Annotated in this window: 16 protein-coding genes and 3 pseudogenes; 12 read left to right on the plus strand and 7 right to left on the minus strand. The window is 54.4% G+C overall.

Annotated features, from left to right (window positions below):
• Positions 1-642 precede the first annotated feature (642 nt).
• From KDB76_RS29695 to KDB76_RS06885, 3 genes and pseudogenes are all read left to right on the plus strand, one after another.
• A pseudogene (locus KDB76_RS29695) lies at positions 643-753 on the plus strand (DUF2790 domain-containing protein); the annotation flags it as partial.
• Positions 754-811: 58 nt separating this feature from the next.
• Positions 812-1,792 carry an IS5-like element ISPa41 family transposase gene (locus KDB76_RS06880; RefSeq protein ID WP_004576175.1) on the plus strand — a complete coding sequence of 327 codons (981 nt, stop codon included), beginning with the start codon at positions 812-814 and terminating at the stop codon, positions 1,790-1,792.
• 112 nt (positions 1,793-1,904) lie between these two features.
• On the plus strand, positions 1,905-3,206 hold the full coding sequence (locus tag KDB76_RS06885; RefSeq protein ID WP_212632279.1) for an IS4 family transposase: 1,302 nt from the start codon (positions 1,905-1,907) through the stop codon (positions 3,204-3,206).
• 176 nt (positions 3,207-3,382) lie between these two features.
• On the opposite strand, the gene KDB76_RS06890 is transcribed toward KDB76_RS06885, so the two are convergent.
• The 3 genes from KDB76_RS06890 to KDB76_RS06900 form a co-directional block, all read right to left on the minus strand.
• A complete protein-coding gene (locus KDB76_RS06890) occupies positions 3,383-3,733 on the minus strand; it encodes a DUF3147 family protein (RefSeq protein WP_093257678.1) in 351 nt (116 codons plus the stop codon).
• Positions 3,734-3,888: 155 nt separating this feature from the next.
• A complete protein-coding gene (locus KDB76_RS06895; RefSeq protein ID WP_093257676.1) occupies positions 3,889-4,794 on the minus strand; it encodes a cation diffusion facilitator family transporter in 906 nt (301 codons plus the stop codon).
• Between the two features lie 54 nt (positions 4,795-4,848).
• Positions 4,849-5,187 (minus strand): zinc ribbon domain-containing protein, encoded by a 339-nt coding sequence (locus tag KDB76_RS06900; protein ID WP_093257674.1) that lies wholly within the window; start codon positions 5,185-5,187, stop codon positions 4,849-4,851.
• A gap of 488 nt (positions 5,188-5,675) precedes the next feature.
• Between KDB76_RS06900 and KDB76_RS06905 the strand changes: the two genes are divergently transcribed.
• Together KDB76_RS06905 and KDB76_RS06910 are read left to right on the plus strand one after the other, a co-directional pair.
• The gene (locus KDB76_RS06905; protein WP_093257672.1) at positions 5,676-7,373 is read left to right on the plus strand and encodes a phosphoethanolamine--lipid A transferase; all 1,698 of its coding nucleotides are present in this window, start codon (positions 5,676-5,678) and stop codon (positions 7,371-7,373) included.
• 26 nt (positions 7,374-7,399) lie between these two features.
• Positions 7,400-8,407: pseudogene (locus KDB76_RS06910) on the plus strand (CocE/NonD family hydrolase); the annotation flags it as partial.
• Positions 8,408-8,931: 524 nt separating this feature from the next.
• Here KDB76_RS06910 and KDB76_RS06915 read toward each other — a convergent pair.
• A complete protein-coding gene (locus KDB76_RS06915) occupies positions 8,932-9,912 on the minus strand; it encodes an IS5 family transposase (protein ID WP_102690291.1) in 981 nt (326 codons plus the stop codon).
• A 129-nt stretch (positions 9,913-10,041) separates the two neighbouring features.
• Here KDB76_RS06915 and KDB76_RS06920 point away from each other — a divergent pair, with 129 nt between their 5' ends.
• The 6 genes from KDB76_RS06920 (at position 10,042) to KDB76_RS06945 (ending at position 15,254) form a co-directional block, all read left to right on the plus strand.
• Positions 10,042-11,022, plus strand: coding sequence for an IS5-like element ISPa41 family transposase (locus tag KDB76_RS06920; RefSeq protein ID WP_004576175.1), 981 nt, complete (start codon positions 10,042-10,044; stop codon positions 11,020-11,022).
• A 164-nt stretch (positions 11,023-11,186) separates the two neighbouring features.
• Positions 11,187-11,540, plus strand: a complete 354-nt coding sequence (locus tag KDB76_RS06925; RefSeq protein ID WP_004575497.1) for a co-regulatory protein PtrA N-terminal domain-containing protein — start codon at positions 11,187-11,189, stop codon at positions 11,538-11,540.
• 166 nt (positions 11,541-11,706) lie between these two features.
• Entirely contained in the window at positions 11,707-12,243 is a 537-nt protein-coding gene (locus KDB76_RS06930) for a plastocyanin/azurin family copper-binding protein (protein WP_004575498.1), read from the plus strand.
• Between the two features lie 93 nt (positions 12,244-12,336).
• A complete protein-coding gene (locus KDB76_RS06935; RefSeq protein WP_004575499.1) occupies positions 12,337-12,582 on the plus strand; it encodes a DUF2933 domain-containing protein in 246 nt (81 codons plus the stop codon).
• An 89-nt stretch (positions 12,583-12,671) separates the two neighbouring features.
• The gene (locus KDB76_RS06940; protein WP_233456943.1) at positions 12,672-14,942 is read left to right on the plus strand and encodes a heavy metal translocating P-type ATPase; all 2,271 of its coding nucleotides are present in this window, start codon (positions 12,672-12,674) and stop codon (positions 14,940-14,942) included.
• A gap of 111 nt (positions 14,943-15,053) precedes the next feature.
• Positions 15,054-15,254: a heavy-metal-associated domain-containing protein gene (locus KDB76_RS06945; protein ID WP_080708182.1), complete on the plus strand. Its 201-nt coding sequence runs from the start codon at positions 15,054-15,056 to the stop codon at positions 15,252-15,254.
• 30 nt (positions 15,255-15,284) lie between these two features.
• On the opposite strand, the gene flgB is transcribed toward KDB76_RS06945, so the two are convergent.
• Positions 15,285-15,698 (minus strand): flagellar basal body rod protein FlgB, encoded by a 414-nt coding sequence (flgB, locus tag KDB76_RS06950; protein WP_004575502.1) that lies wholly within the window; start codon positions 15,696-15,698, stop codon positions 15,285-15,287.
• Positions 15,699-16,136: 438 nt separating this feature from the next.
• Between flgB and KDB76_RS06955 the strand changes: the two genes are divergently transcribed.
• The gene (locus KDB76_RS06955; RefSeq protein ID WP_080708181.1) at positions 16,137-17,075 is read left to right on the plus strand and encodes a copper resistance protein B; all 939 of its coding nucleotides are present in this window, start codon (positions 16,137-16,139) and stop codon (positions 17,073-17,075) included.
• A 295-nt stretch (positions 17,076-17,370) separates the two neighbouring features.
• Here the strand turns inward: KDB76_RS06955 and KDB76_RS06960 are convergent.
• Both KDB76_RS06960 and KDB76_RS06965 read right to left on the minus strand, forming a co-directional pair.
• Positions 17,371-17,718, minus strand: a pseudogene (locus KDB76_RS06960) (transposase); the annotation flags it as partial.
• A 45-nt stretch (positions 17,719-17,763) separates the two neighbouring features.
• The gene (locus tag KDB76_RS06965; RefSeq protein ID WP_013971142.1) at positions 17,764-19,296 is read right to left on the minus strand and encodes an IS66-like element ISPpu15 family transposase; all 1,533 of its coding nucleotides are present in this window, start codon (positions 19,294-19,296) and stop codon (positions 17,764-17,766) included.
• Positions 19,297-19,306: the final 10 nt, after the last annotated feature.

Genomic DNA, 19,306 nt, shown 5'->3' on the forward strand with positions numbered 1-19,306 from the left:
TTATGGTTGCAGGCTGTTCGAAAGTTTGGCTGAGGGTATGGCATGTGGTAGTCGCTACCTCTGTCCATACGCCGGGTCACCTGAGGACGCTTGAATCTTAACGCGAAGAAGCTGGCCGCGGCGAAATCCTACAAATTTGTAATGTAGCCGCAAGATTTCTGACAGTCATGCAGGCTCCACCACTAAGCATAGTGGATTCTGGGGCCTGCGGCGGTGTCCGACAGATTCGCCTGGCAGGTGGAATCGGTCAGGACAGGCAGCATTTCGGTCGTCAGCTTGCAGGGCTCGTACCGGCCTTGGATAGAGAGCGCCACGCAGGCAGTACCCATGCTCGGCATCAAACTGCTGCGCCTTTCTGCGAATTAGTTCACGTGGCGGCTCAGTATTCCCTCGAATAATTACCTTACAATCTATTACATGTCCAAATTGTAATTGCGCGATCATCTTGGTGTTAGCCTCCTTTGCTAGTTTAAGGGCAGCGGAAGAGGCATCGCTGCTTTGGAAATTGTCTCATTTCAAAGCAGCTTGGCAAGAGCAACGGGCAGTTGTTCGCGTCAGTGCATTCACCTGTAAACCATACGCTCCTTTGGTAGGTGAATTTTAGCGCCCCCCTACGGGCGCTTTTTTATTAAGGGACTTTTTATGAACACTACTGTATCAGCGATCGCCGTGTTTATGCTCTTCACATCACTAACAGCCAATGCACAAAGCGGTATGGAAATAAACCAACGCATTGAGCGCTCTGCTAGGGAATCTCCGAACAAGCCTTCAGTTATGCGAGAATCCCCGCAACACCTGATCCGAGCCGCCCATGAGCCAGATGAGCTTTTCCGACTTTGAGTACGCCGGCAAGCGCAAGCAAACCCGCCGAGAGCGCTTCCTCGCCGAAATGGATCAGGTGGTGCCCTGGGCAGGCCTGCTGGAGCTGATCGAACCGTTCTACCCCAAGGCCGGCGGCGGTAGAAAACCCTATCCTCTGGAAACCATGCTGCGCATCCATCTGTTGCAGAACTGGTTCTCCCTGAGCGACCCGGCCATGGAAGAAGCGCTCTACGAAATCACGCCCATGCGCCAGTTCGCACTCCTGACGCTGAGCGCGCCAATCCCCGAAGACACCACGATCATGAACTTCCGGCACTTGCTGGAGAAGCATCAGCTCGCACCGGCAATCCTTGCGGTCATCAATGGTTATCTGCAGGAAAAAGGCCTGTCGCTGCGCCAAGGCACCATCGTCGATGCCACCATTATTCATGCCCCCAGCTCGACCAAAAATAAAGAAGGCAAGCGTGATCCCGAGATGCACCAGACCAAGAAAGGCGGTCAGTATTTCTTCGGGATGAAGGCGCACATCGGTGCCGATGTCGAGTCCGGCCTGGTGCATCACGTCCATGGCACCGCTGCCAATGTGGCCGATGTCACGCAGGTGGCTGAACTGCTGCATGGCGAAGAAAACGCCGTGTATGCAGATGCCGGTTACACCGGTGTCGAAAGGCGCGAAGAGCATGAAAATCGGGGGGTGATCTGGCAGATTGCAGCGCGTCGCAGCACCTATTCCAAGCTGAACCAGCGCAGCGTACTGTACAAAGCCAAGCGCAAGATCGAGTTCTGCAAGGCTCAGACACGGGCCAAGGTCGAGCATCCGTTTCGCGTGATCAAGCGGCAGTTTGGTTACGTGAAAGTACGTTTTCGTGGGCTGATGAAAAACACGGCTCAGTTGACCACGCTGTTCGCCCTGGCAAACCTGTGGAGGGTTCGAAAACAGCTCATGGGTATGGGTGAGGTTCGCGTTTAACACCATCCCTTTCAAGGTCTTCGGTAGAATTCGCTGAAATCCAGTCAGGAAGACCCGAGCAATGTGGGCTGATGTACTAGCGCGATTCGAGAAAAAAGCACCCGCCAGCGTAATGGCCAAACTTGCGTTGGAGCAGGCCATTGCGCCGGAGTGGGTCGATCAGGTTTTCGAGGAGCACCGGCAGCGGCAGTATTCTCGCGAGCTGCTGTTCTCGACCATCATCAAGTTGATGTCGCTTGTTTCATTAGGCTTGAAGCCATCGCTGCATGCTGCGGCAAGACAACTGGACGACCTTCCCGTCAGCCTGGCAGCCCTGTACGACAAGATCAGTCGAACTGAACCTGCCCTGTTGCGTGCCCTGGTAACAGGCTGCGCGCAGCGCTTGGCGCCGACAATTCATGAGTTGGGCTGCTCAGCCATGCTTCCTGATTGGCAAGTTCGGGTGGTCGATGGCAGCCACTTGGCTTCTACCGAAAAGCGTCTTGGCGCACTGCGCCAAGAGCGCGGGGCGGCTCGCCCCGGGTTTTCGGTGGTGGTTTACGACCCCGATCTGGATCAGGTGATTGATCTCCAACCGTGCGAAGACGCCTACGCAAGTGAGCGAGTCTGTGTCTTGCCATTGCTGGCTGAGGCAAAGGCCAATCAGGTTTGGATCGCTGACCGTCTCTACTGCACGCTGCCTGTAATGGAGGCGTGCGAACAGGTGCACACATCGTTTGTCATTCGCCAGCAGGCCAAGCATCCACGCTTGATCCAGGAAGGTGAGTGGCAAGCACCGATGCCGGTCGCCACAGGCACTGTGCGCGAGCAATCCATCGAAGTAAAAGGCGGGCACCGCTGGCGACGTGTCGAGTTAACGCTTCATTCACCAAACGACTCAGGTGATAACAGCTTGATGTTCTGGAGCAACCTGCCCGAGAGCATCAGTGCGCAACAGATCGCAGACTTCTACCGGCGCCGCTGGAGCATTGAAGGGATGTTCCAGCGGTTGGAAGCAATTCTGGAAAGTGAAATTGAAACTCTCGGCAGCCCGCGAGCCGCCTTGCTTGGATTCACCACTGCCGTGCTGGCATACAACGTTCTGGCCTTGCTCAAGCGAAGTGTTGAACAGGCTCACCGCGATGCCTTACCCGAGAATTGGGAGGCGTCGACCTATCACTTAGCGGTTCAGATCAGAGGTGGATATGAGGGCATGCAAATTGCCCTCCCATCCGAATACATGCCGGTTGTCTCTATGGAAGACCTGGCCCAGCGGCTACTTGAACTGGCCAGAAACATCCAGCCCAAGCAAGTCGCTAAAAGCCCCCGAGGCCCCAAGGTGCCCAAGCCCAAAGCCTGGGTGCAAGGGACTGCTGTACATGCCCACGTTTCGACGGATCGGGTCATCAAGGCTGCCAAAATCAAAAGACCTTGAAAGGGATGGCGTTTAACACGGAGAACCGGTCGAAAAAGCTCTCCGTACATGATTTTTCGGTCACTTTTCGTCCAATGACGCTGTAGGTGCCTGGAAAATTGCAACTTGCCGCGGCTGCACGACAAGTTGATCGGAGCATCCTTAAGACTCATCAAGATGATGCTGCGGTCAAAGGATCATAGAAGCTGAATGCCGAACCGGCGCAGCAGTATGGCGAAGCATCCGAAACTGGCCATTGTGATGAGGATGCTGCTGATAAGTGTCGGCCAGAAGCCGAGCTTAGGTAGCAGCAACGGGAACGCGATAAACATCGGCAGTGTCGGAAGCACGTACCAGAACGTGTACCAAGCATGATTGGAAATCTTCTCCATGCTCTGGTTCTCCAAATAAAGCCAGACCAGCGTCAAAACAGTGACCAGGGGTAGGGCGGCGACCAGGCCGCCCAGCTTGTCACTGCGTTTCGCCAGCTCTGATACGAGAATCACTATTCCGGCAGTGAGTAGGTACTTCGTGATGATCCAAACCATCGCTGAACCTTCTGGAGATAGTGGACGGGGGGGCAAGACATTCTCCAACCCCTCTCGAAGTGCTCCTGCCGTTTACGCCATCCTTCACCGCATTTTTTCTACGACATCCCCCTCAGCCAGGAGGGGGATGTGTTTGCAGGGTGTTTACCGATCGATCAGTGCGAGGGCGAGGGAACGCTCTCGTGGAAAGCTGCCCGCTCGATCTGGATAGTGCAGTGATGGATTTCAAATCCATCGCTGACAGCGTCCACAACGGCCGCCAGCACCGTATCCCCATCTGCAGAATCCCGTACCACTACGTGCGACGTCATCACGTTGCTGCCACTGCTGACGGCCCAGACGTGCAAGTCATGAACGTCCTTGACGCCATCCACGCCGAGGATGGTGGCCTCGATTGCCGTAACGTCGAGCCCCCTCGGAACACCCTCCATGAGGATCCCCAGGCTTTCGCGAAGCAACTGCCACGTCCGCGGCAGAACCCAAAGGCCGATTGCCACAGCGACAATCGTGTCGACCCAGGACCAGCCGGTGAAGCGGATGATGAGTGCCGCGATGATTACGCCTAGCGAGCCGAGCATGTCGCTCCAAACTTCGAGGTAGGCGCCTTTGACGTTAAGGCTCTCGTTGCTCGCAGATGCCAGAAGGCGCATCGAGATTAGGTTGATGATCAGGCCGGCGATTGCGATCCACATCATCGCTCCGGTAGCGATCTCCGCCGGCATGAAGAAGCGCTGGTAGGCCTCGTACAAGATGTACATCGCCACCAGGAAGAGCAGCACGGCGTTGAAGGTCGAAGCCAGAATCTCCAGGCGCGCATAGCCGAAGGTTCTTTTCTGATCCGCCGGCCGCTTGGCTATCTGAAGTGCAATCAGTGAGATCGCCAAGGCGGCAGTATCTGTGAACATGTGAGATGCGTCCGACAGCAGCGCCAGGCTGCCGGTAATCCACGCACCGATCACTTCTGCAATCATGAAGCTGCCAGTCAAGGCGAGTGCCATGATTAGCTTCTTCTGATGCCCCTCGCGTACTGCAGCGCTGCCATGGTCATGATTTGAACCCACGTATTTCTCCTTGCGCAGGGTTGTGGTCTCGTTGGCCTTCCTATCTGCCTATCGTTAGAGCGTCGCTTGGCCACACTGACTGCAGAATTTTGCTCCTGCGCTCAGCAACGAGCCACAGGCGGTGCAACCACTCGATAGTGGTGTTCCGCAGTTTAGACAAAAGCGTGCTGACGGATCGTTTGCCGTCCGGCACTGCCTGCAGCCCTGCAGATCTTTGATGGGGGCTGGAGTGGCAGGGCGCCCGCCGTCATACACCTGGTTGCCGCCGTCGCAGCCCTGCTGCCGGCCATGGCGATCATATTGCTCGGCCCCATGTCCTCCGCTGTGGTGCTTGCCTCCGCCGTGTTTTCCACGGCCATGGTGCCCGCCCAGGATATTTTTGAAAAAGCTCATGGTATTTGCCCCTCATTGATAGGTGACATATTAACGAGCAAAAGTTGAAAAGAATGTTCTGCTCGCGAGAAAGACTTGTAAGCTAAAGTGAAAGTTCAAAATCAGCCTACGTCAAAACGAAACCGTTTTGTTTGTGAAATTAAATTTATCTAGCTGAGCGGCGCTCTGCGTTTAATGGATGGTGTAGCCCTAATTTTGATCATAGCCCGGTCGATGGCAATTAAAACAGCAGTTATTGCATTTCTGTCAGCATTGTAATCACGAGGTCATCGTGTCGTTATCAGGCGCCGGAAATAATGCGCTCAGCGAGATTTGTTTCTCTTTTGTCCCTATGCCTCACACATTCTAAGCGTCTCCAACGCCTAGGGTCTAAGGCCCCTGGCGCTCCGCACATTGCGCAATCGCTCAGCATCTGTCGAAGGTTTGCCAAGCAGCTCCCGCTAACTCCACAGCTAACGCATGGATAAGCAGCCTCTCAGAGTTTGATAATGACACCTTCAAAATCCATTGTTCACACCCTGTTAAGTAAATGGATCTTTGCTATTCGCACTGCCCGACAGGAAGGAATCAGCACTAATCTGCTCATTGGGCTGGTAACTCTTTGGTTGCTGCTATTCGCGAATGCTGAGCTCTGGAGCGTGCTCTGGAAGCTGGTATTCAAAACCGATGAAGTGAACTGGCTGCTAGCAGCTAGCCTCCCAGTCATAGTATTCGCATGGGTGTTTACCGTTCTGAGCTTGCTGTCATGGGCGCGGCTGACCAAACCTTTGCTATGTCTCGTACTGATCAGCGCGGCTTTTGCGAGTTACTTCATGAATGCCTATGGCATCGTGATCGATTACACAATGTTCACCAACGTTGTGGAGACAGACGTCGCTGAGGCAACCGAGCTGCTGAATTGGAAGCTCGGTCTGTGGGTCGCAATGGTTGGGGTGTTGCCCGTCTACCTGATCTCCCGGGTTCCCCTCCGGCGCAAGCCTTGGGCCAGAGCTTTGGTCAGCAGGGTCATTGCTCTGTCGCTCGCTCTGTTGACCTTGTCTGGCATCGTGCTGAGTCAATACCAGTCATATGCCTCCTTGCTGCGCAACAATCGGGAGATCCGACTGATCCTGGTACCCACCAACTTGTTTGCGGCTGGCCATGGTTACCTGAAGCGCCAGCTGGCCACACCTAAAACGCTGACGGCCATTGGAACTGATGCGGTAGTTAATCGACAGGGGGCGGCCCGTAAACCTAGGCTGCTGGTACTGGCTGTAGGAGAGACCGCCCGCTCCGCCAACTTCTCCCTCAATGGCTACACCCGTGAAACGAACCCGGAGCTGGAAAAACGCAACGTCATCAGCTTCTCCAACGTCAGCTCCTGCGGCACCGCCACCGCAGTTTCGTTGCCATGCATGTTCCTGGATGTGGGTAAGGCCGAGTACAAAGATGGCTTGGCCAAGAGCCGAGAAGGGCTGCTCGACGTGCTTCAACGCGCAGGCATTAGTGTCATGTGGACTGACAACAACTCGGGGTGCAAAGGGGTCTGCGACAGGGTTCCCAACCACAAGGCTGCCTCTCACGCGGATCCCCAACTTTGCACCAGCGAGGAGTGTAAGGACGGGGTGCTGCTCTCGGAGATGCAAGACTTCATCAAGCGTCAGGAAGGCGATGCTGTCCTGGTGCTCCACTACAAAGGTAGCCATGGCCCGGCCTACTACAAGCGCTACCCCGCGCAATTCAAGAAATTCACGCCGGTGTGCGAGACCAACGAGCTCGACAAATGTAAGCAGCAGGAAGTGCTCAATGCCTACGATAACTCGATCCTTTACACCGACTACGTTACAGCCGGGCTGATCGACATCCTGGCAGCGAACACCAAATTCGACACTGGGCTCCTGTACGTTTCTGACCACGGAGAATCACTGGGTGAGGGTGGGCTCTACCTGCATGGGCTGCCTTATGCGATGGCTCCTGAAGAGCAAACCAAGGTGCCATTGGTGCTTTGGATGTCCGATTCTCTTGCGAAGAGTGAAAGGCTCAACGTCGGCTGTTTGAAAGCTCAAGCAAGCTCACCTCTTAGCCACGACAACCTGTTTCACACAGTGCTCGGGATGATGAATGTCCAGACGTCCTCGTACCGCTCAGCCTTGGATTTCACTGCCCCGTGCAAGCCCTTGCCAGGAGGCTCTTACTCAGGCCTCTAAGACACGAAGTAGGATGGCCCCTCACCGCGAACGGTAAGGCACCACAACGACTCGTAATGGGCCCTTGGCTGCATGGTGACCGCAACATTAGCCACAGCGGTGATGCCGAGTTTGGCCCAGCCGCTGCCTTCGATGGGCAAGTGGCGCAGGATTGGCTGTCCTGTCGTATTGAGTGGTTTGTAAGCCATCTGCAGCTACAGATCATTGCACCAGCCCAACAAGTGCAGGTATTCATGATGGGCGGTGGTAGTGGTCGCAAGCTTCAGGACACGCGAATAGATCATGGTGGTAAGTGGCTTGATGCTGAGCAGTGGCCATTGCCTGGCAGCCAGCAGTTGGATCTTTATCTTCATCCTGACGGTCAGTTGAGCAAAGGGGAGCCACCGGCAACTGATGCTGCTTGCCACTTCCTCGCCGATCCATCTAATCCAGTACCGACCATCGGCGGCGCGCTGACTTCCGGCGCTCCTGTCTTCGAAGGCGGAGCGTTTGATCAGCGAGAAACACCACGCTTTTTCGGCGCGCGCGGAGATGGCAGTGCCATCTGCCAGCGCAGCGATGTGCTGTGTTTCGAAACTGAGCCGCTGGAAGCTGACCTTGCTGTCGCCGGTCCGATAACGATCCAGCTGTGGGTCGAGACCGACGGCTTAGACACTGACTTTACCGCTAAGGTGGTCGACGTCTATCCGCCAAGCGATGACTTCCCAGAGGGGTATGCCATGAACATTACAGACGGCATCATTCGTTGCCGTTACCGGGACAGCTGGAACGATCCGAAGCCGACGGTACCTGGGGAATGTTTCAAGGTGCAGATCGAACCGTTTGCAACCTGCAACTTGTTCAAGCGCGGTCACAGCTTGCGCCTTGAGATTGCCGGCAGCAATTTCCCACGGTTCGACGTAAACCCCAACAGCGGTGAGCCGGAAGGCTGCGCGAACAAAAAAAGGACTGCTCGAAATACCGTACATATGGGGGCTAAGCGGCCCTCCAGGATTCAGCTAACGGTCGTCCAAGCACCAGCTGGTAGCTGGTAGCTGATAGCGGTATAGCGGTATAGCGCTATCGCTTGGCAGCAGTTCTGGACAGCTGCCGAGCGCTGTCCCTGTAAACCAGTTTTTTACCTGTTAGCCACTGTAGTTAACAGGTAAAAAAATAGGTTTACACGATGCTACGCAGCGATCAATCGAATGGACAGGTCAGTAAGAGGGGGAGTGATCCAGTGAAGCACGAGCGCAGTCAGAAGGCTTGCGATGGTGTTAACTGAGATTGAGACGAGAGCGTTACGCATTTTGGAGAGTCCATTTTTGAAGTGGACCTCTATTTAATGCGCATAAACTGTGTGGTACGCACCTGATAACTGTGGAGGAAGAGACATCTCTGCTATCAGGGCGCCCCAACGGCCTATTTACGCTAAGGATGGTCTGAAATAGCCGGAAATTTTCCGGCTATCGAGCAGCCAACACATCAAAAAACGACGTACGTTGAAACCTGACCAACATTCTCTGTTTTTCGGGCCCATCGATCACTGCAAGGTGCTTCGCAGCAGCCATTTCCTGCATTACGCGCGCACCTCTCCTGCGCACGCCAACAAATGTCGGCGTGCCATCCACAGGTTCGACAAAGCGAATAGCGTCAGCATCTGCGCGGTGTTCTTGGCCAATCCTCGAAAGCGTACTTTCGTATAGCCGAACTGGCGCTTGATCACCCGAAACGGGTGCTCGACCTTGGCTCGCACCTGGGCCTTGGCCTTCTCGATCTTGCGGGTCGCTTCATACAAGGCGCTGCGCTTGCCATGCTTCTTATACGTGCTGCGCCGGGCTGCAATCTGCCAAATAACTTCACGCCCAGTGTGCTCTTCGCGCTTTTCGACACCGGTGTAACCGGCATCGGCACAGACCACGTTTTCCTTACCGTGCAGCAATTTGTCGACCTGAGTGACGTCGGCAACGTTGGCTGCCGTGACCACAACGCTGTGCACCAGACCCGACTCATCATCGACGCCGATGTGGGCTTTGGCGCCGAAGTAAAACTGATTGCCCTTCTTCGTCTGATGCATCTCGGGATCGCGCTTGCCGTCCTTGTTTTTGGTCGAACTGGGCGCGTGAATCAAGGTGGCATCGACGATGGTGCCCTGACGCAACGATAAGCCACGATCCCCCAGATACTCATTGATGACACCGAGAATCTCACCCGCCAACTCATGCTTCTCCAGTAGACGTCGGAAGTTGAGAATGGTGGTTTCGTCCGGGATTCGTTCCAGGCTCAGTCCAGAAAACTGGCGCAGGATCGTCGTTTCATACAGCGCCTCTTCCATTGCCGGGTCGCTGTAGCCAAACCAGTTCTGCAGCAGATGTACGCGCAGCATCGCCATCAACGGATAGGCCGGTCGACCGCCTTCGCCCTTTGGATAATGTGGCTCGATCAGGGCGATCAAGCCTTTCCACGGCACCACCTGATCCATCTCGATCAGGAACAGCTCTCTACGGGTCTGCTTACGCTTGCCGGCGTACTCGGCATCGGCGAAGGTCATCTGCTTCATCAGGCGTCTCGGCGGTTGAGATCAGACATTCTGCCAAATCTGGAAGTCCTCTTCAGAGTTTCCCTAGGGAATCTCCGAACAAGCCTTCAGTTATGCGAGAATCCCCGCAACACCTGATCCGAGCCGCCCATGAGCCAGATGAGCTTTTCCGACTTTGAGTACGCCGGCAAGCGCAAGCAAACCCGCCGAGAGCGCTTCCTCGCCGAAATGGATCAGGTGGTGCCCTGGGCAGGCCTGCTGGAGCTGATCGAACCGTTCTACCCCAAGGCCGGCGGCGGTAGAAAACCCTATCCTCTGGAAACCATGCTGCGCATCCATCTGTTGCAGAACTGGTTCTCCCTGAGCGACCCGGCCATGGAAGAAGCGCTCTACGAAATCACGCCCATGCGCCAGTTCGCACTCCTGACGCTGAGCGCGCCAATCCCCGAAGACACCACGATCATGAACTTCCGGCACTTGCTGGAGAAGCATCAGCTCGCACCGGCAATCCTTGCGGTCATCAATGGTTATCTGCAGGAAAAAGGCCTGTCGCTGCGCCAAGGCACCATCGTCGATGCCACCATTATTCATGCCCCCAGCTCGACCAAAAATAAAGAAGGCAAGCGTGATCCCGAGATGCACCAGACCAAGAAAGGCGGTCAGTATTTCTTCGGGATGAAGGCGCACATCGGTGCCGATGTCGAGTCCGGCCTGGTGCATCACGTCCATGGCACCGCTGCCAATGTGGCCGATGTCACGCAGGTGGCTGAACTGCTGCATGGCGAAGAAAACGCCGTGTATGCAGATGCCGGTTACACCGGTGTCGAAAGGCGCGAAGAGCATGAAAATCGGGGGGTGATCTGGCAGATTGCAGCGCGTCGCAGCACCTATTCCAAGCTGAACCAGCGCAGCGTACTGTACAAAGCCAAGCGCAAGATCGAGTTCTGCAAGGCTCAGACACGGGCCAAGGTCGAGCATCCGTTTCGCGTGATCAAGCGGCAGTTTGGTTACGTGAAAGTACGTTTTCGTGGGCTGATGAAAAACACGGCTCAGTTGACCACGCTGTTCGCCCTGGCAAACCTGTGGAGGGTTCGAAAACAGCTCATGGGTATGGGTGAGGTTCGCGTTTAACACGGAGAACCGGTCGAAAAAGCTCTCCGTACATGATTTTTCGGTCACTTTTCGTCCAATGACGCTGTAGGTGCCTGGAAAATTGCAACTTGCCGCGGCTGCACGACAAGTTGATCGGAGCATCCCTAAGGGAGCCGGAAAGTAAATCCATAAGGAGCTGTCCTATGAATCGCCTAAAAGTCCTTTTCTTTGTGAGCTCGATATTTGTCTCGTCTTTTGCGTTGGCTGAAGGTGGCGCAGACCGGATCGCGGAGCGTATGGAGAGCCTGCGCGACAAAGCAGAAGCAACCTTGGTACAAGCTGAAAAAGCCCCTGAAGGACAGCGCCATGTACACATGGCCGAGCATATGAAAATGCTGGGCGAAATCATGAGCCAGCTCCATCAAGATCACCCAAACGCATCAATGTCACCTCAGCAGCACCTCGCCTGGATGGAAAAACACGACGCCATGGTTGATGACGTTTTGAACCAAATGCAGCGCGAGCACAAACTGATGCTTTCTGAGAACCATCAGTAACCGAATACCTCCGACGGGGCTCTTTGAACCGCTCCGCTAGACACGGCGTCATCTGGGCGCCGTGTTTTCTCAGGAAAACTGACAGAAATGTAGTGTTCAAGTCAGTTAACGGGCAGCTCTATCCCTTTAGCATAGCTAGTGTTTTCCACTTGCTCTCGAGGTCACCATGAAAACTAAGCTCATTAGTCCAGTTATTGCGGCAATCACCCTACTCCTCGGCGCTACGGCGATGGCCAGCGTAGGTCATGGGAAAGAGGATATCGGTCAGCCTGGAGTCGCCTCAGAGGTCACTCGCACGGTTGATGTGGAGATGGGTGATATTTTCTTCAAAACTAAAAGCGTCGACGTAAAGCCCGGTGAAACGGTTCGCTTTGTACTTCACAACAAAGGGGCGTTGCTGCACGAGTTCAATATCGGCCAAGCCGCTGCTCACGCGGCGCACCAAAAAGAAATGGCGAGCATGTTCCAGAATGGAACGCTTACACCCACCGGAACTGGAAAAATGTCGGGCAATATGGGCCATAGCATGGGAGGCATGAAGATGGTTGGAATGGAACACAACGACCCGAATAGCGTGCTGATCGAGCCAGGGGCAACCAAGGAGTTGATCTGGACCTTCAACAACACAACTGGACTTCAATTTGCCTGCAACGTGCCAGGTCATTACCAGTCGGGGATGGTCGGTCAATTTGACTTGAAGTAAGCCTGAACCGACCGTTAAAACCGCGTCGACGCAAGAGTTCGCTATGCTCTGAGGCAGAGATCAGAGCAACACGCTCACAAACGGGTCTAGATCATGGATAACCATCAGCATCCGGCTGGAGGCACCTCCCCACCATTTTGGAGGCGCAAAACAGGCGTTGTACTGATCATGCTCGTTGCGATCGGTGCCTTTTACGGGGTGCGGGAACATTTCACCCACGTTTATCCGTATTTGCCCTACCTCATCCTGTTGATCTGTCCATTGATGCATTTTTTTGGGCATGGACATGGCGGACATGCCCATGGCGATCAGGCAGGAACCAACAAGGAAGAGAAATAGCTATGCCCACTACACCGAGCCACCACGATCACGGTCCCGCCCACGCTGCCTCGCCCCATGACGGTGATCTACGTGACCCGGTGTGCGGTATGGCGGTTACACCTCCAAGTAAATTTGGCGAGTCTTACCAAGGACAGACGTATCAATTTTGTAGCCAGAAATGCCAAGAGAAATTTCGGGCAGATCCAGAACGCTACATTGGTAATCATCCCAGCGCTGAACCCAGCAGCGCCGCTATAGAGCCCGCGCTACAGGTAGCCACTGAGTTTACCTGTCCTATGCACCCGGAAATAAGACAGCCAGGGCCCGGCAATTGCCCTAAATGTGGCATGACATTAGAGCCGGTCATGCCCGCGCTTGATGACGATGACAAAACCGAGCTCCGTGATTTCACGCGCCGCTTTTGGTGGTCTCTGCCTTTAACCGTGATAGTGACCGTTCTAGCCATGGCGGGCCATTCATTACAACTCTTCCATGGTTCGGTTCAAAACTGGATCGAGTTTGCTCTTGCGACGCCGGTCACCTTATGGGCAGGTTGGCCCTTTTTTGTAAGGGCCATAGCAGCTGTTAGAAATCGCAGTCCAAATATGTGGACACTGATAGGTTTGGGTACTGCCGCAGCGTATCTTTACAGCATCGCGGCAACCCTATTTCCCCAAAGTTTTCCCACCACCTTCATGCAAGATGGACGCATCGGCGTCTACTTCGAAGCCGCTGCGGTCATCATCTCGCTCACCTTGCTTGGGCAAATTCTTGAGCTCAAAGCACGTTCACAAACCTCCGCCGCCATTAAGTCCCTTCTAGGCCTTTCTCCCAAAACTGCACGCAAGATCAACGCTGATGGTCAGGAGGAAGACATTCCTCTTACCCATGTTCACTTGGGAGACCATTTGCGGGTCAGACCTGGTGAAAAAGTGCCAGTTGATGGCTCTGTACTCGAGGGAGAAAGTGCGGTGGATGAATCCATGCTCACTGGTGAACCTGTGCCGGTAATGAAAAGAGCAGGGGATAGTTTGATCGGCGCCACGCTTAATACTCATGGAAGCTTGGTGATGAAGGCGCAAAAGGTCGGCGCCGACACCATGCTGTCGCAGATAGTACAAATGGTCGCTCTAGCCCAACGCTCCAAGGCGCCAATGCAACGAATGGCCGACTCGATTGCCGGCTACTTTGTGATGGGGGTTATCGCGATTGCGTTGCTGACACTCTTAGGCTGGGGGCTATTCGGTCCGGAACCCAGCTGGGTCTTCGGCCTGATAAACGCTGTTGCCGTACTTATCATCGCTTGCCCCTGTGCACTGGGTCTCGCAACGCCCATGTCGATCATGGTTTCGACAGGTAAAGCCGCCAGTATGGGTGTGCTGTTCAGGGATGCCAGTGCCATTGAAAACCTTTGCAAGATCGACACACTGATTGTCGATAAAACGGGGACCCTGACAGAGGGACGGCCGGTATTTCACAGTGTGGAGGCCACACCCGATTTCAACTCACACGATGTGCTTCAACTGGCCGCTAGCCTTGATCAAGGCAGCGAACATCCTTTAGCTCATGCCATCGTCGATCACGCCCGAACTGAAAATGTTGCGCTCACCAAGCCTGAATCGTTTGAGTCCGGATCAGGGATCGGAGTCAGTGGCCTCGTTGATGGCAAGAAAGTACAGCTGGGCAACACTGCACTGATGGAAGCTGCCGGCGTGAGCACAAAGGTCTTACAAGACCGTGCAGAGTTGTTGCGCCTTGAAGGCATCAGCATCATCTATCTAGCAGTTGACGGGGTCTTGGCAGGATTACTGGCGGTCTCAGACCCGATAAAACCGACCTCTAAAGAAGCAGTCACCAAGCTTAAGGCTGATAACGTAAAAATCATCATGGCCACGGGAGACGGGCTCACCACCGCACGTGCTGTCGCCAAGGAGATGGGTATTGAAGAGGTTCATGGTGAAGTGAAACCTCAGGACAAGGAGCGCCTGGTGGCGGACCTCCAGCAATCCGGTCGAAAGGTTGCCATGGCCGGCGACGGTATCAACGACGCACCGGCCTTGGCGCGAGCAGATGTGGGCATTGCCATGGGTACAGGGACTGACGTCGCGATGAATAGCGCGCAGCTCACGCTGGTAAAAGGCGACCTGATGGGGATTTTACGGGCACGGGCACTTTCGGTTGCAACGGTAAAAAACATGCGGCAAAACTTGGGGTTCGCCTTCCTTTACAACTCAATGGGTATTCCCCTCGCCGCAGGCCTGCTCTATCCACTGACGGGGCACCTTCTGTCTCCAATGATTGCTGCGTTAGCCATGAGCGTCAGTTCTGCGTCTGTAGTTTTCAATGCTTTGAGGCTGAGGAATACCCGAATTGATTGAGCGTAACCGATGCTCGCAGCCCGCTATACATAACTCTTGACCTTACCGTCGTGTCAACGTTGATCCTGTTGTTGCGGTGAAAATAGACCGCTCAGCACAAGAGGAATAACCATGTTCGTCTTAAACGTATCAGGCATTGGTTGCGGTAGCTGCGTCAGCAAAATCACCAAAGCAATTCAGTCACTGGACAGCGAGGCTATGATTTCCGTGGATCGCGCGGCAGGTAAGGTAAGCGTTGAAAGCAGCGAAAAACCAGAGCAGGTCCGTAAAACTGTCGAAGCACCCGGTTTCCCTTCCCAAATCAGCGCCTGAGGCGCTGATTCCCTCGCTGGGTAAAGTTTATTATTCACCTCGCAGAGCTTTAAGTAGCCCCTTAAATGCTCCATTTAATCTAGTAAAGGCGGTTTCGAAATGAATTTCATTTTCCGTATACTTTGCGACCTCGACCTGTTGATCCACAGTATTTTGATCAATGGAAGGTTGGTTCGGCGTACTGTAAAGCAAAGCACCGCCGTGAATATCACTTACTAATTCGTTTACGGCAATATGTTTTGGGTTTGTTGTTTTTAAAGAGAACGGAGTAGCCAAACCTCCTTTTGTTTGGCTAGCCAGTACAGCAGAAAAGTCCAAGTCTCTGGCCTTAAAGTTAGGAGTGTCGGCATTAGCGATATTATTGCTAAGTACCTCAGCTCGTTGGCTGCGAAAAAGTAATGCTCTTTCTGCGGAGCCAAGCGCTTTTTCAAAATTAATACTCACCGGTGGCCACCTATAGTTACGCTGCCATTTAATTCCCACCTATCGAACACTCAAGTGCTTAACGTAGTGCGTCCGAGTCGATGTATGATTTCAGCGAAAACTCAAAAAACGCCACGCCATCGTGCAGTGACCGGAAACTTACAACACCGCACAGGTAAATTTTAGATGGTGGATGGAGGTTATGTGTCGTTGGATAGCTTAGACCTTACGGACTAATCACTCTGTATGTCAAGAGAAATATCGCAACCTGACACAACTGTAATATTGGCCTAAGCTTCCTGACAGGGGATGAGTCTTATAGTCCTATTGAGCCTCAAGCTCACCCCCCAAGAGTCAACGATTGATGTGGATTCAGGGGTTACCAATAATCATCCGAGGTCCCCCAAATGAACCCTATCAAAACCTTGTTCGTCATCGCGGCTCTGAGCCGCTGAAGAGATGGATCCGTCGATGGCGATGCCATCAAGTGCGGACGCAAAGTCTTCAACTGCACAAAAATCCAAACCAGCCAAAACGAAAGATGCCGCGATGGATCACTCCAAGGACCACGGCTCAATGGGAGCCATGGACCATAGCAAGATGGGGGCTATGGATCACAGCAAGATGAGCATGGATAACGGGCAAATGGACGGTATGGAAAGCATGGATGGAGGGGCGACTACCACAAGCCGAACCCCGATCCCCGTACTTACCGACGCTGACCGGGCCGCCGCTTTTCCAGACTTCCCAGGCCATGGTGTGCACGATAAAAAAATTAACTCGTTCATCCTCCTGGATAAATTTGAGTACCAAGACGCTGACAACGGTAGTGCGCTGGCTTGGGATGCAAAAGGGTGGATCGGCGGTGACGTCGATCGCCTATGGTTGCGTTCGGAAGGTGAACGTACCAATGGCGTAACCGAAAACGCTGAACTTCAGGCTCTGTGGGGACACGCCATCGGTCCTTGGTGGGATGTCGTCACCGGCATCCGACAAGACTTCAAACCTGGATCACCTCAAACATGGGGAGCGCTCGGTATTCAGGGCATGGCCCTCTATAACTTTGAAGCTGAAGCGACTGCTTATATTGGTGAGAACGGTCAAACCGCAGCTCGGTTTGAAGGCGATTACGACATCCTGTTGACCAATCGCCTGATCTTGCAGCCGACCGCCGAAGTAAACTTGTACGGGAAAAATGATCCTCAGCGCGGCATAGGATCTGGATTGGCCAACACCGAACTAGGCCTGCGGTTGCGCTACGAAATTACTCGTCAATTCGCACCCTACATTGGTGTTAGCTGGAATCGCTCATATGGTAAGACGGCTGACCTGGCTAGCGATGAAGGGGAAAAGACAAACGAGGCCCGGTTTGTAGCTGGTATTCGGATGTGGTTCTGAGCGATTTGAGCACTAGCCCTACGAATTCAAATGATAGGGGAGTTGGCTCCCCGACTCTAAAGTAGATCCTTCAATGTAACCTTTGCTCAAACGTCAGCTACTACTCTGATCTGAATGCATCCCGGCTACAGAGCGCAAAGACCAACTAGCGTCCCGAGGCACAGAGCTGAGGATGCTCCGATCAACTTGTCGTGCAGCCGCGGCAAGTTGCAATTTTCCAGGCACCTACAGCGTCATTGGACGAAAAGTGACCGAAAAATCATGTACGGAGAGCTTTTTCGACCGGTTCTCCGTGTTAAACGCGAACCTCACCCATACCCATGAGCTGTTTTCGAACCCTCCACAGGTTTGCCAGGGCGAACAGCGTGGTCAACTGAGCCGTGTTTTTCATCAGCCCACGAAAACGTACTTTCACGTAACCAAACTGCCGCTTGATCACGCGAAACGGATGCTCGACCTTGGCCCGTGTCTGAGCCTTGCAGAACTCGATCTTGCGCTTGGCTTTGTACAGTACGCTGCGCTGGTTCAGCTTGGAATAGGTGCTGCGACGCGCTGCAATCTGCCAGATCACCCCCCGATTTTCATGCTCTTCGCGCCTTTCGACACCGGTGTAACCGGCATCTGCATACACGGCGTTTTCTTCGTAACCGATCCATAAACCCCACCTACCACAAGGTGGAAGCCAAGGTTACCGTGGCATCTCTGGCGAACAGTTCCATGGCAGCAGCGCTTCGTAGGCTGCTACCGATGAGGCGTGCGGCAGTCGCTCCAGGACGTGGCGCAGCCACGTATAGGGCTCTTGGCCGTTGACCTTGGCGGTTTCGACCAAGCTGTAGATCTGCGCGCTAGCCGTGGCTCCCTTGGGCGTGTCACTGAACAGCCAAGCTTTGCGCCCGATCACAAACGGCTTTATGGCCCGCTCTGCCAGGTTGTTGTCGATCGGCAGGTGGCCCGCCTCGACATACCGCTCCAAGCGGTTCCAGTTGTTTGCCAGGTAAAGCACCGCCTTGCCCAGTACGCTTTGCGGTGTCACCTGTGAGTGCGTCTTGTCGAGCCAACTTTTCAACTGCTCAAGGATCGGCAGGCTTCGTTCCTGACGACCGATGAATCGCTGTTCATCGCTGGCATCCTTGAGGTCGCGTTCGATGCCATACAGTTTGTTGATCATCGTCAGCGCAACATCGGCGCGACCGGTCTTGCCCTTAGGCTGCACCTTCTGCGCTTCGACGAATTTACGCCGGACATGCGCCATGCACGCCAGTCGTTCAACGCCCGGCTGTAGCGCCAACGCGTTGTAACCGGCGTAATCATCGGTCATCACGTAACCGCGATAGCCCTCCAGCAGGCGCAGCGGCACCTCCTGCGCGCGGCTGGTGGTGTAATCGAACAGCACGACTTGTCGATCAGGCGGGCCACTGGCCTGCACCCACATCCAGGATTGACTGGTCGGATCACGATCCGGCTCTTTGAGCACCTGCACGCGAGTTTCATCGCAATGGATCACCGGGCTTTCCAGCAGGCGGTCACGCATCAGGTTCAGCAGTGGCTGAAAGTGTTCGCTGCACTGGATGACCCAGCGGGCCAGGGTTTGCCGGGGGATCTCGATACCATGTCGGTTCAGCACCGTTTCGAAGCGGTGCAGCGGCAGGCCATCGACGTACTTGGTGGTTAGCAACATCGCCAGCACGCTGGGACTGGCCATGCTCTTTTCAATCAATTGGGCCGGCTTGTCAGCGGTGACCGGCGCGGTTTCGCAGCCACGGCAGCCATAGATTTTGCGTACGTGTTTAAGCACACGGATCTGCATCGGCACGATGTCGAGTTGTTCGCTGGTTTGCTCGCCAACCACGTGTTTGCGGCAACCACAGGCGCAAGTCAGTTCGTGCTCGGGCAAGTCATGAATGACTTCAATGCGTGGCAGGTCAGCCGACAGTGGCTTGCGTTTGCCGCGCTGCTTGCTTGGCGCAACAACTTCTTCGTCGGCATCATCAGCGGTAGGTACCCACTGACTTTCGGGTTCATTGAACAACGCCAGTTGGGGCGTGTTGGACTCGACGGTTTGCTCGGACTTGCGATTGAATAATCGGTCACGCAGCAGCTTGACCTGTTCTTTAAGGTCGACGATCTGACCTTTGTCGACCGTGCGCTCGGCCAACAACTGCGCAAGCAGTAGTTTGAGCGCGGCAGGGTCGTCAGGAAGGTTATCGGGCACTGAAATCATGGCCCGGATT

The sequence above is a fragment of the Pseudomonas sp. JS425 genome (assembly GCF_018223845.1).
In the GTDB taxonomy this organism is placed as follows: Bacteria; Pseudomonadota; Gammaproteobacteria; order Pseudomonadales; family Pseudomonadaceae; genus Aquipseudomonas; species Aquipseudomonas asiatica.

Excerpts from the sequence above, each read along its gene's own strand:
- KDB76_RS06880 (WP_004576175.1), top strand. The coding sequence starts at position 812 with ATGAGCCAGATGAGCTTTTCCGACTTTGAGTACGCCGGCAAGCGCAAG.
- KDB76_RS06885 (WP_212632279.1), top strand. The coding sequence starts at position 1,905 with ATGGCCAAACTTGCGTTGGAGCAGGCCATTGCGCCGGAGTGGGTCGAT.
- KDB76_RS06890 (WP_093257678.1), bottom strand. The coding sequence starts at position 3,733 with ATGGTTTGGATCATCACGAAGTACCTACTCACTGCCGGAATAGTGATT.
- KDB76_RS06900 (WP_093257674.1), bottom strand. The coding sequence starts at position 5,187 with ATGAGCTTTTTCAAAAATATCCTGGGCGGGCACCATGGCCGTGGAAAA.
- KDB76_RS06905 (WP_093257672.1), top strand. The coding sequence starts at position 5,676 with ATGACACCTTCAAAATCCATTGTTCACACCCTGTTAAGTAAATGGATC.
- KDB76_RS06915 (WP_102690291.1), bottom strand. The coding sequence starts at position 9,912 with ATGAAGCAGATGACCTTCGCCGATGCCGAGTACGCCGGCAAGCGTAAG.
- KDB76_RS06920 (WP_004576175.1), top strand. The coding sequence starts at position 10,042 with ATGAGCCAGATGAGCTTTTCCGACTTTGAGTACGCCGGCAAGCGCAAG.
- KDB76_RS06925 (WP_004575497.1), top strand. The coding sequence starts at position 11,187 with ATGAATCGCCTAAAAGTCCTTTTCTTTGTGAGCTCGATATTTGTCTCG.
- KDB76_RS06930 (WP_004575498.1), top strand. The coding sequence starts at position 11,707 with ATGAAAACTAAGCTCATTAGTCCAGTTATTGCGGCAATCACCCTACTC.
- KDB76_RS06935 (WP_004575499.1), top strand. The coding sequence starts at position 12,337 with ATGGATAACCATCAGCATCCGGCTGGAGGCACCTCCCCACCATTTTGG.
- KDB76_RS06940 (WP_233456943.1), top strand. The coding sequence starts at position 12,672 with ATGGCGGTTACACCTCCAAGTAAATTTGGCGAGTCTTACCAAGGACAG.
- KDB76_RS06945 (WP_080708182.1), top strand. The coding sequence starts at position 15,054 with ATGTTCGTCTTAAACGTATCAGGCATTGGTTGCGGTAGCTGCGTCAGC.
- KDB76_RS06955 (WP_080708181.1), top strand. The coding sequence starts at position 16,137 with ATGGATCCGTCGATGGCGATGCCATCAAGTGCGGACGCAAAGTCTTCA.
- KDB76_RS06965 (WP_013971142.1), bottom strand. The coding sequence starts at position 19,296 with ATGATTTCAGTGCCCGATAACCTTCCTGACGACCCTGCCGCGCTCAAA.